Here is a 10,617-nt window from a genome sequence, read left to right as displayed (position 1 = left end):
CAACGTCGACTTGCCCGCGCCGGTGGAGCCGCCCGCCACGGCCAGCAGCGGCGCGTCCAGCCGGGCGAGCCGCGGGATCAGGTAGTCGTCCAGCTGGCCCGCCGTCGCGCGGGCCAGGCTCGCGGCGTCGTCGGCCCCCGGCAGCTGCAGCGGGAAACGCGCCGACGCCACCGCATCCCGCAGTCCAACAAGCGCTCCACCCAGCCCACCGGTCACACCCATGCGTTACCTCAACTTCGGGTCACATATGCATCGATCTCCGCGAGAATCGAGGCCTTCATGTCTTCCGTGGCGAACGAATGCCGCACGGCCTCGCGGGCCAGCTCGGCCACGCCATCGCGGGACAGTCCCAGCAGCGAGGCCGCCACCGCGTATTCATTGTTGAGCGTCGTGCCGAACATGGGCGGGTCGTCGGAGTTGATGCTCAGCCGCACACCCGCCCCCACGAGTGTCGCAAGTGGATGCTCGTCGAGCGAGGCGACCGCCCGAGTGCGCACATTGGACGTCGGGCACACCTCAAGCGGCACACCCGTCTGCGCGAGATGGGCCAGCAGAGCCGGGTCCTGCGCGGCCGAGATCCCGTGCCCGATCCGTTCCGCCCCAAGCACATTGAGCGCATCCCAGATCGTGTCGGGTCCGGTCGTCTCACCCGCGTGCGGCACGCAGTGCAGGCCCGCCGCCCGCGCGGCGTCGAAGTGCGCCTTGAACCGCGGGCGCGGCACGCCGATCTCCGGCCCGCCCAGCCCGAAACTCACCAGCCCATCGGGCTTGCACTCCAACGCGACCCGCAGCGTCTCGTCCGCCGCTGTGAGCCCCGCCTCGCCCGGAATGTCGAAGCACCAACGCATTTCGATCCCGAGATCGCGCCGGGCGATGGCGCGCGCGTCCTCGATCGCCTCGCAATACGCCTCCGCAGCGATCCCCCGCTTCACACTCGAATAAGGCGTGCAGGTCAGCTCGACGTAGCGCACGCTCTGCGCCGCCAGCTCCTGCGCGATCCCATAGGTGAGCGTGTGAATATCTTCCGGATCACGGATCAAATCGACGACGCTCAGATAGATCTCCACGAAATGAGCAAAGTCGGTGAACGTGAAGTATTCCTTTAAAAGCTCTTCATCAGCTGGTACCGGCGACGCGCCCGCGTGGCGGGCGGCCAGCTCGGCGACGATCCGGGGCGAGGCCGACCCGACGTGGTGCACGTGCAGCTCGGCCTTCGGCAGTGCGGCAATGAACTCCTGCAGCTCCATGATCGCTAAGACTACTGCGCTTCAATCGGCGGCGTTTCGTGCACCCGCACGGGTACCCCCAAAATGGTTTCAGGCAATTCGACCGGCATCGTCACCCAGACGTCAACAGTGTCGCGCCCCTGCCCGACCATCACCACGCCTGGCACGGTGCCGACCCACTTCTGCGCCTCGGCGAGCGCTTCCCGCATCGCCTCACCCATCGGCCACTTTCACCCCCAGTAAGCGTTGCACCGCTTCGATGGGGTTGACGACGGTCGCCCGGGTGGAACCGGCGAACAACAGGCCGACCGCGTGGCCGTGCAGATCGGCGACCAGGCTGCCCGAGTCGCCGGGCGCGGACATGGGCGTGGTGATCAGCTGGCCGACGAACCGCGCCACCCGGCCGTCGCCGTAGTTCACGTCCACGGTCGCGTTGATGTTGACGATCCGGCCGGTGGTGAACCCGGTCGTGCGCCCGCACTTGGACACGAGCAGATCAACGGCCGGGGTGGCCACCACTCCGCGCAGGTTGCCCACCCAGTGGATGCGTCTGTCCAGATCGGACAGGTCGACCTCGGCAAGCGCCGCGTCGACCTCGTTGACCGGTGGCGTGGCCGAGCCGTCCAGGAATTGGATGGGCACGAACCGGCTCAGCCTGCCGATGGTGTCGGCCTCGGCCGTGCCCCCGTCGTACCGGCCCGGCTGCAGGATCGCGTCGCCCACCGCGGCCTTGTTGGTGTCGGCCAGCACGTGGTTGTTGCTCAGCAGGTAGAACCTGCCCGGGCTGCCCGGGAACGCGGACGCGTCATAGCACCCGGTGGCGACCGTGCCGGCCGTGATGGCGGGGTGGCCGACGCTGACCCCGCCCAGCACCGGGCGCGTCCGCTTCACCAGAGCGATCGCCTCCACGGTGGCCAGGGGCTGGGGCCCGGCACGCAGCTTGCCTATCGCCTGCACATCGGTCGGTATACCCCCGATGGCGTGCGGAACCACGTCGGTGGCGGGCAGGACCGCCTCGGCCAGCTTGTCCTCGACGAGCACGACGATCGCCCGGTCATTCGTCTCCTGCCCACTGACCAGCTTGCGCCCGAGCGCCACGCCGACCACGCTCTGGATCGACAGCAGCTGATCCTGCACGGACATCTGAGTGCGCGCCATGTCTTCGAACTCGGACGGGACCGCCGGGGGTACGGGCATCGGTTCGGACATGGCGCCAATTCCTCCTCAGTGGACGATGATCACACGATGTTATCGCTCTCGATATGCGACCGCGAAGACACGCAGGAACGGAAAGTCGACGACCGAGTCGTGCGCCGGGTACGCCTTCCACAGGCCCGCTTCGAGCTCATCACACAGCTTGGCGAAGTCCGGCTCGGACAGTGCCGTGCGCACGGGGTTGAGCGCGGTGCCGCTCATCCACGTGAGCACGGGATGCCGCGCGCCCTCGACCAGCGGGAGCTGGTGAATGTAGGTCGTCTCCCACGCGTCGACCACGCACCCGGCCGCACGGAACACCCGCGCGTAATGCACGGCATCGCCCACGGTGCGCCGCCCGGCGTGTTCCGGGGCCAGCTCGCGCAACAGCAGGTGTGACGGCGCGTCGAAGTTGGCGGGCACCTGCATGGCGATCCACCGGCCGGGCGCGGCCCACTTCTGCAGGAGCTCGTCGTGCCCGTCGACCCACTGCAGCGTCGCGTTGGTGACGATCACGTCCTCGGTGGGCACGTATTCGCGCAGATCCCCCACCTCATAACGCACGGTCGACACGGGCGCGGCCGCGATCATCTCCGGTGACGCGTCCACCCCCTTGATCGCGGCACCGGGCCAGCGCTGCGCGAGGGTCTGGGTCAGGTTGCCCGGCCCGCAACCCAGATCGACCACGGAGCGCGGCTCCACGGCCCTGATCCGCCCGATCAGATCATGGAACGGGCGCCCCCGCTCGCTGGCGAATTTCAGATACACCTGTGGGTCCCACATGGCCCACCTCCCCACTAAACCGTACGTCCGTACTGTTATATCACGCCGGCACTCCTGTGGGTCAGGTTTCTTCAAGCAAGCCGTGCTCTTGGCGTGGCCGCGCCCGGCCGCGGAGCGGGCCGAGCGCAGCCGCTGCAGGTCGTGACAGGTTTCCACCAAGTAGCCAAACCGTTACGAAGCCTGCCAAGATGAGATCTGGACACGCTCTCGAAAACCCTTACATGATTTGCGTTGTCTTGCAGAAGCGATCCGAGGAGGAACGTGCTGATGGCCTCTCATACACGCCAAAGACTGGTCGCGCTGGTGGGCGCGGCCGGGCTGGCGCTGACCGTCGCCGCGTGCGGCGGCAACAACACGGGCGCAAAAGACAATCTGGACAAGCCGGAGTGCACAGCGTTCAAGGACTACGCCGGCCACGCCGGCAAGAAGGTCACCATCTACGCGTCCATTCGCGACAAGGAGGCCGACCTGCTCCAAGAGTCGTGGAAGCAATTCGCCGACTGCACCGGCATCAAGGTCGAATACGAGGGCAGCGGGGAGTTCGAAACACAGCTCAACGTGAAGGTCAACGGCAATAACGCGCCGGATGTCGCGTTCGTCCCGCAGCCGGGCCTGATCGACACGTTCGTCAAGGGCAACAAGCTCAAGCCAGTCAGCGACAAGACCAAGTCCCTGGCCACGCAGAACTACTCGGCCGACTGGCTGCGGTACGCGACGTTCAACGGCAACCTCTATGGTGCGCCGCTCGGCTCCAACGTCAAGAGCTTCGTCTGGTACTCGCCCAAGATGTTCCAGGAGAAGGGCTACAAGGTCCCGGAGACCTGGGACCAGCTGATCGCGCTCAGCAACACCATCGCGGGCACCGGGATCAAACCGTGGTGCGCCGGCATCGAGTCGGGTGTGGCCACGGGCTGGCCGGCCACCGACTGGATCGAGGATGTCCTGCTGCGCGACCAGGGCCCCGACGTGTACGACCAGTGGGTTGCGCACTCCATCCCGTTCAACGACCCGAAGATCGCCTCGGCGACCGACCGGGTTGGCTCCATCCTGAAGAACCCGAATTTCGTCAACGGCGGCATCGGTGACGTGAAGTCCATCGCCACCACCGCGTTCCAGGACGGCGGGCTGCCCATCGTCCAGGGCAAGTGCGCGTTCCACCGGCAGGCGTCGTTCTACGCCAACCAGTGGCCCGACAGCGCGAAGGTGGCCGCGGACGGCGACGTGTTCGCGTTCTACTTCCCGCCGGTCGACCCCAGCAAGGGCAAGCCGGTGCTCGGCGCCGGTGAGTTCGTGGTCGCGTTCAACGACCGGCCCGAGGTGCAGGCCGTCCAGACCTACCTGGCCAGCGCGCACCACGCGAACAGCCGGGCCAAGCTGGGCAACTGGGTCTCGGCCAACAAGCAGCTCGACCTGAACAACGTGGCCAGCCCGATCGACAAGGAGTCCGTCAAGATCTTGCAGGACCCCAAGACCGTGTTCCGCTTTGACGGCTCCGACCTGATGCCGTCGGGCGTGGGCGCGGGCTCGTTCTGGAAGGGCATGACCGACTGGATCACCGGAAAGGACACCAAGAGCACGCTCGACTCCATCGAGGCGTCCTGGCCCAAGTAGAGGCCTTTCGCCAGGCGCCGACCGTCCCGGCAAGCGGGAGGCGACGGTTGACCCCGTTCAGGCGAAGCCGTGATCTTGCGCGGATGTGGCCGGGCGCGAAGCGATCCGGGCACATCCGCTGCGGGTATTCTGCTCCGTTCAGGCGAAGCCGTGATCTTGCACGGATGTGGCCGGGCGCGAAGCGATCCGGGCACATCCGCTGCGGGTATTCTGCTCCGTTCAGGCGAAGCCGTGATCTTGCACGGATGTGGCCGGGCGCGAAGCGATCGGGCGCCTCCGGTGCGGAAAGAACTGTGTTAAGAAGGGGGACCTCAACTTCGGTGGGTCCCCCTTCACCGCTTCATAGAAGGTGGTCTTTTAAGGTGGTCTACAGATGAGTTTCGACTGGGAGGCCGAGGCCCCGAAGATGACGATGCTGCTCTACGGCATCGTCGCCTTCCTGGCCATCATCGGCGTGCTTCTGCTGGTGCTCGACCGGGTCTCCGGCCGAAAAGACCGCTGGGTCGCCCTGGGGTTCCTGGCCCCTGCGGTGATCATGCTGACCATCGGCCTGATCATCCCGGCCATCCGCACATTGGCCTTCTCCTTCATGAACGGTGACTCCACTCAGTTCGTGGGCCTGCAGAACTACCTGTGGATGTTCGCCCAGGAGGAAAGCCGCATCGTGCTGCGCAACACCCTGCTGTGGGTCTTGCTGGTACCGTCCGTGGCCACCACCGTGGGCCTGGTCTACGCCGTGCTGGTCGACCGGGCGCGGTTCGAATCGGTGGCCAAGGCGCTCATCTTCATGCCCATGGCGATCTCGTTCGTCGGCGCCGGCATCATCTGGAAATTCATCTACGCGTACCGCTCCGCCGAGCAGGGCGAGCAGATCGGGCTGCTCAACCAGATCGTGGTCTGGCTGGGCGGCACACCGCAAAACTGGCTGCTCGAAGAGGGGCCCAACACGTTCTTCCTGATCGCCGTGCTGATCTGGATCCAGGCCGGGTTCGCGATGGTCGTGCTGTCCGCGGCGATCAAGGCCATCCCGGCGGAGATCACGGAGGCCGCGCGGATCGACGGGGTGACGCCGTGGCAGATGTTCTGGCGGGTGACCGTGCCGAGCATCCGCCCCGCGCTGCTGGTCGTGCTCGTGACCATCTCGATCGCCACGCTCAAGGTGTTCGACATCGTGCGCACCATGACCGCCGGCAACTTCAAGACCAGCGTCATCGCCAACGAGATGTACAGCCAGGCGTTCGTGGCCGGGGACAACGGCCGGTCGTCCGCGCTGGCGGTCTTCCTGTTCATCCTCGTCATGCCGATCGTGTTCTACCAGATCCGCCAGATCCGGCGCCGTCGTCAGGAGGCAATGTGACCGCCCATGCCGAAGCTCCCGCCATCCCGACCGCGACCACGCCACAGCGCACGGCGGCCGGCCGGGTGCGCAAGCGCCTGACCAGCCGCTGGGCCAGCGCTGCCTCGCTCATCATCGCTCTACTGTGGACGGTGCCGACGTTCGGCCTGTTCATTTCGTCGATCCGGCCCGAAGACGAGATCAAGTCCAACGGGTGGTGGAACTTCTTCGCCAAGCCACAGTTCACTTTGGACAACTACCAAGAGGTTTTGTTTGGTACCAGTTCCTCGTCCGGAAGGCTGGCCGGGTTCTTCATCAACTCACTGGTGATCACGATCCCGTCCGTGCTGTTCCCGCTGGCGTTCTGCGCGCTGGCGGCGTATGCGCTGGCGTGGACCAAATTCCGCGGGCGCGACTGGGTTTACATCGGCATCTTCGCCCTGCAGATCGTGCCGCTGCAGATGGCGCTCGTGCCGCTGCTGCAGTTCTTCAGCTCCACCTTCGACCTGGAGGGCACCGCGTCGTTCGCGCAGGTGTGGTTCGCGCACACGGCCTTTGCCATCCCGCTGGGCACGTTCCTGTTGCACAACTTCATGGCCGAGCTTCCCGGCGATGTCATCGAGGCCGCGCGGGTCGACGGTGCCGGCCACGCCCGCATCTTCCGGCAGGTGGTGCTGCCGCTGATCGTCCCGGCGCTCGCCTCGTTCGGCATCTTCCAATTCCTGTGGGTGTGGAACGATCTGCTGGTGGCGCTGGTGTTTTCGAGCGGCTCGGACGTCCGCCCGCTGACCGTGCGCCTGGCCGAGCTCGCCGGCACCCGCGGCAACGAGTGGCAGCGCCTGACCTCGGGTGCGTTCGTCTCCATCGTGATCCCGCTGATCGTCTTCCTGTCGCTGCAGCGGTTCTTCGTCCGCGGACTGCTGGCCGGAAGCGTGAAGGGCTGACATTGACGCCAATGCTGGGCGGCGGCGCCTCGCCCCGCCTGAACGCCAGGTCCGCGACCACCTTGCCGGAGGCATTCGTCATGAACGATCCACGCTCCTCTAGGCGCCGCCCGGCCATCGCCACCATTGGGCGCGCGGGCTCCGCAGATCTGCCGCGGCTGGCCCGCACGCTCGCCGAGGCGTTCGACGGGGACCCGGTGTGGGCCTGGATGCTGCCCGACACGCAGCGCAGCCGGGAGCGGCTGTTTGGTGCCCTGCTGCGGCAGGCCATTCCCCACGGCCATGTGTACGCGACACACGACGGGCAGGCCGTGGCCATGTGGTCCCCACCCCACGCGTGGAAGGTGCCCACGAGCGCGATGCTGCGGGCCGCCCTGCCGATCGCCGTGGCCGCGCGGGCCCGCCTGCCGCGCCTGCTCGGCCGGCTCGGCGAGATCGAGCGGCTGCACCGCCTGGTACCGCAGAATCACTGGTATTTGGAGTTCATCGGCACCTCGGCGGCAGCTCGCGGCGCGGGTTTGGGCTCCGCCCTGATCAACCACGCGCTGGAGCACGTGACGGGCGGCCTGCCCATCTACCTGGAGTCGTCCAACCCCCGCAACCTCACGTTCTACCAGCGGCACGGCTTCCACGTCATGGGCGAGCCGCCCATGCGTTTCGGCCCACCGCAGTGGACTCTCTGGCGAGACTGAGCTATGGCTCAGCCCTTGGCGCGGTTCTCAGGCCCGATGTCCCCCTTGCGAGGGGTGGCACGGGAAAATCGGCCCATGGCGTGTCACCCTAGTTGCGACCCCGTTGACCTCGAAAATCGCTCGAACCGACCTGGTCACCTTGTCTTTGGAAGTACCAGACGTTTCGAAACCGTTGCGCAAGGATTCACAACTCGCTATCGTCTGAAACAACAGCCGTGGGAACGCTTCCACGGAAGGTCATCAATATTTAGTTTCCGGCCGAAGCCAGCCCGGATGCTGAAGCCGGACCTACGTAATGATCCTGGAAGACGGGCCGGTCGCCGATCTCCCTACGACCGGCGACCGACTCGTCCTCCGGGTGCTCGAAAGGAGGCCTACAGCCGCCCATTTTCAGGGCGGTGCGACTTACGTCGCGTGCCAAACGGCTCCCGCGCGTCACACTCCTATGTGGAAAAGTAGGAATGTGAGCACCCAAGTGGAGACAGGGACTGCCCTTCCCTGTCTCCACACCTTATAGACATCCCCGTCAAACACCAGACCTTTGACTGAACTATGCTCGGTGATGGGAGCGTTCCCATGAGCAAGCAAGGAGCAAAGCATGCCGGTACTCGCGCAAAGCGATGAGAAACCCAGGCTGGGACTGAGCTTCCCGGAGGGTTTCGTATGGGGCGCGGCGACCTCCGCGTACCAGATCGAGGGAGCGGCCAATGTGGACGGCCGTGGTCCATCGGTGTGGGACACCTTCAGCCGCAGCCCGGGCAAGGTCCGCAACGGCGAGACCGGCGATACCGCGGCCGATCACTACCATCGCTGGCAATCGGACCTGGACCTGATCAAGCAGTTGGGGATGCGGTCGTATCGCTTCTCGATCTCCTGGTCCCGGGTGCTGCCCGGCGGCTGGGGCCCCGTAAACGCCAAGGGACTCGACTTCTACAAGCGCCTCGTGGCCGGCCTGCACGAGCGCGGCATAGCGCCAATGGTGACGCTTTACCACTGGGACACCCCGCAGACTTTGCAAGACCTCGGGGGCTGGGAGCACCGTGAGACCGCATATCGTTTCGCCGACTACGCCGCGATCGTGGCGCAGGCCCTCGGCGACGCGGTGCCCGCCTGGCTCACCCTCAACGAACCCAAGACGATCGTGCAAAACGGCTACCTCAGCGGCAGTCACGCACCTGGCCGGTGTGACCCCGCGGCAGCCTATGTGGTGGCGCACCACCAGATGCTCGCGCACGGGCTGGCAGTCCAGGCGATGCGCCCCTACCTGAACAACGGCACCCGCATCGGGCCGGCGCTCAACCTGCACCCGTGCTATCCGGCCGACGACAGCGCACAGGCCGTGGAACAGGCGCACAAGCTGGACGGCTTCGAAAACCGGCTCTATCTCGACCCAATCTTCAAGTCCGCCTATCCGGAGGACACGCTGGCCGCGATCGCAGGGATCTCGCCGATGGCCGATCATGTCCTGGACGGGGACCTGAAGACCATCGGGGAACCGATCGATCTGCTGGCGGTGCAGTACTACACCCCGATCTACGTCACCGCGTCCGGTCAGACCGAGCAGAAGCACCCGCTGAGCAAGGCATTCTGGCAACAGATCTACCCGCAAGGGCTGTACGACATCCTGACCAGGGTCAAGAAGGACTACGGCGACATCCCGCTGACCATCACCGAGAACGGGTTGCCGACCCCGGACGAGGTGGGTCCTGATGGGACGGTCAACGACGCGGGCCGGATCGCGTTCTTCCGCGACCACTTCGCGGCGGCTCATCGCGCCATCGCCGACGGCGTCAACCTGGAGAGCTTCCACGTCTGGTCGCTGATGGACAACTTCGAATGGCAGGAGGGATACGACGAGCGGTGGGGGCTGGTCTATGTGGACTACGCCACCCAGCAACGCATCCCTAAAAGGAGTGCGCATTGGTACAGCGGGGTGATCCGCGATAACCAGGTGTAACCCTTAGACTCACGAATGTGGATTCGAGGGACGGCGTAGCGCCCGATTTGTCGATGGCGGTGCGCGCGGCCCTCGAAGGTCACGAGGAGGGTTTCCGGACCCTCTACCGGGCCATCCAGCCCGGACTGCTGCGCTATATGAAGCTGCTGGTCGGCTCCGACGCCGAAGACGTCGCCTCGGAGACATGGCTGCATGTGGTGCGCGACCTGCATACCTTCCGGGGCGACGGCGAGGCCTTCCGGCGCTGGACCCTCACCATCGGCCGACACCGCGCCCTCGACCACGTGCGCCGCCACCAGCGGCGCCCGGCGGTCACCATGCCCGTCGACGTGCTGGCGGAGCTGACCGCCGACGACGACACGGCCGCGGCGGCGTTGGAGACGCTCACCACCGACTCCGCGCTGGCACTCATCGCTACGCTCCCCCGCGATCAGGCCGAGGCCGTGCTGCTGCGGGTCGTGGTCGGGCTTGAACCGGCCGCGGCCGCGCAGGTCCTGGGCAAGCGTTCGGGGGCGGTGCGCACGGCCGTCTATCGTGGCCTGCGGCGGCTGGCCGAACAGCTCGACGGGTTGGCCGACGCCAAAGGCGCTGAAGGGGACGTGACGGAGCCCGTCCGGTCCACCGAGCCAGCACCGGCGCGGGAGACAAAGGGGTCGTGATGGAGCCTGTGCCGCCGTCGGACCGGCTCGCGGCCGTGCTGGCCGCCGCCTCGGCTCCGCCGCAGCCATACGAGCTCACGGGCGAGGAGGCGGCGTTGGCGGCGTTCCGCGCACGGCCCGCCCGGCGGCGGTTCTGGCTGCGGCGCGCCGTCGGCATCAAGCTCACCGTGCTGTTCGCGGTGACGCTCGCGGCCGGTGGGGTCGCGGTCGCCAAC

Annotated in this window: 10 protein-coding genes and 2 pseudogenes; 7 read left to right on the top strand and 5 right to left on the bottom strand. The window is 66.5% G+C overall.

Annotation, left to right across the window (positions count from 1 at the left end):
• From DM816_RS36035 to DM816_RS36015, 5 genes and pseudogenes are all read right to left on the bottom strand, one after another.
• A pseudogene (locus DM816_RS36035) lies at positions 1-222 on the bottom strand (ABC transporter); the annotation flags it as partial.
• An 8-nt stretch (positions 223-230) separates the two neighbouring features.
• Positions 231-1,247 carry an adenosine deaminase gene (locus DM816_RS36030; protein WP_425455317.1) on the bottom strand — a complete coding sequence of 339 codons (1,017 nt, stop codon included), beginning with the start codon at positions 1,245-1,247 and terminating at the stop codon, positions 231-233.
• An 11-nt stretch (positions 1,248-1,258) separates the two neighbouring features.
• Positions 1,259-1,447, bottom strand: coding sequence for a hypothetical protein (locus DM816_RS36025; protein WP_117214997.1), 189 nt, complete (start codon positions 1,445-1,447; stop codon positions 1,259-1,261).
• Positions 1,440-2,435 carry a chymotrypsin family serine protease gene (locus DM816_RS36020; RefSeq protein ID WP_117214996.1) on the bottom strand — a complete coding sequence of 332 codons (996 nt, stop codon included), beginning with the start codon at positions 2,433-2,435 and terminating at the stop codon, positions 1,440-1,442. The genes DM816_RS36025 and DM816_RS36020 overlap by 8 nt, the downstream gene beginning before the upstream one ends.
• A 39-nt stretch (positions 2,436-2,474) precedes the next feature.
• Positions 2,475-3,203 carry a methyltransferase domain-containing protein gene (locus tag DM816_RS36015; RefSeq protein WP_117214995.1) on the bottom strand — a complete coding sequence of 243 codons (729 nt, stop codon included), beginning with the start codon at positions 3,201-3,203 and terminating at the stop codon, positions 2,475-2,477.
• 267 nt (positions 3,204-3,470) lie between these two features.
• Here DM816_RS36015 and DM816_RS36010 point away from each other — a divergent pair, with 267 nt between their 5' ends.
• The 7 genes and pseudogenes from DM816_RS36010 to DM816_RS35980 all read left to right on the top strand — a co-directional run.
• On the top strand, positions 3,471-4,814 hold the full coding sequence (locus DM816_RS36010) for an ABC transporter substrate-binding protein (RefSeq protein ID WP_117214999.1): 1,344 nt from the start codon (positions 3,471-3,473) through the stop codon (positions 4,812-4,814).
• 373 nt (positions 4,815-5,187) lie between these two features.
• Positions 5,188-6,171 (top strand): carbohydrate ABC transporter permease, encoded by a 984-nt coding sequence (locus DM816_RS36005; RefSeq protein ID WP_117214994.1) that lies wholly within the window; start codon positions 5,188-5,190, stop codon positions 6,169-6,171.
• Positions 6,168-7,094: a carbohydrate ABC transporter permease gene (locus DM816_RS36000; RefSeq protein WP_117214993.1), complete on the top strand. Its 927-nt coding sequence runs from the start codon at positions 6,168-6,170 to the stop codon at positions 7,092-7,094. Before DM816_RS36005 ends, DM816_RS36000 begins: the two co-directional genes overlap by 4 nt.
• An 80-nt stretch (positions 7,095-7,174) precedes the next feature.
• A complete protein-coding gene (locus DM816_RS35995; protein WP_162908182.1) occupies positions 7,175-7,786 on the top strand; it encodes a GNAT family N-acetyltransferase in 612 nt (203 codons plus the stop codon).
• A 598-nt stretch (positions 7,787-8,384) separates the two neighbouring features.
• Positions 8,385-9,743 carry a GH1 family beta-glucosidase gene (locus DM816_RS35990; protein WP_117214991.1) on the top strand — a complete coding sequence of 453 codons (1,359 nt, stop codon included), beginning with the start codon at positions 8,385-8,387 and terminating at the stop codon, positions 9,741-9,743.
• Positions 9,744-9,760: 17 nt separating this feature from the next.
• Entirely contained in the window at positions 9,761-10,402 is a 642-nt protein-coding gene (locus DM816_RS35985) for an RNA polymerase sigma factor (protein WP_246002552.1), read from the top strand.
• Positions 10,402-10,617, top strand: a pseudogene (locus tag DM816_RS35980) (hypothetical protein); the annotation flags it as partial. The gene DM816_RS35985 and the pseudogene DM816_RS35980, both read left to right, overlap by 1 nt.

Origin of the sequence: Allorhizocola rhizosphaerae (assembly GCF_003426775.1) — a bacterium.
GTDB lineage: Bacteria > Actinomycetota > Actinomycetes > Mycobacteriales > Micromonosporaceae > Allorhizocola > Allorhizocola rhizosphaerae.
The sequence above is the reverse complement of the archived record's forward strand: the minus strand, read 5'-3'. Positions and strand labels throughout refer to the sequence as shown.